We start from the raw sequence: 489 nt of genomic DNA, 5'->3' as shown, positions 1-489 counted from the left end.
ATGGCCGCTGCATCGCACAGATACAGCCGGAATGGCTGGAAAAAATCGGTGGCCATTTGCTCAAAAAATCCTATGGTGAGCCGCGTTGGGAGAAGCGCAGCGGGCAGGTCAGTGCGTTTGAGCGCGCTACTTTATACGGCCTGGTAGTCTACAGTCAGCGCCGTATTCAGTATGGTCACTACCATCCGGCAGAAGCACGCGAAATATTTATCCGTGAAGCCCTGGTCGGTGGCGAATTCGATACGCGTGCGCCGTTTTTTGCCTATAACCAGAAACTGGTGCGCGAAATTGAAAATCTGGAGCACAAGTCGCGCAGGCTGGACGTGCTGGTGGATGATGAGTTAATCGTGGCGTTTTACGATCAGCATCTGCCGGCCGATGTCTGGAATGCGGTCTTGTTCGAACAATGGCATAAAGAAGCGACCAGCAGCAATCCCAAACTGCTGTATCTGAATAAAGATGAGCTGATGCGGCATGAAGCGGCTGGCG

General features: G+C 53.0%; 1 protein-coding gene. It reads left to right on the top strand.

Annotated features, from left to right (window positions below; genetic code table 11):
- Positions 1-489: DUF3418 domain-containing protein (locus KDM89_RS19610; protein WP_212689573.1), on the top strand; the 489-nt coding region annotated here is incomplete at both ends.

It is taken from the genome of Cognatundibacterium luofuense (assembly GCF_018139685.1).
Classification (GTDB): domain Bacteria; phylum Pseudomonadota; class Gammaproteobacteria; order Burkholderiales; family Burkholderiaceae_D; genus Undibacterium; species Undibacterium luofuense.
The sequence above is the reverse complement of the archived record's forward strand: the minus strand, read 5'-3'. Positions and strand labels throughout refer to the sequence as shown.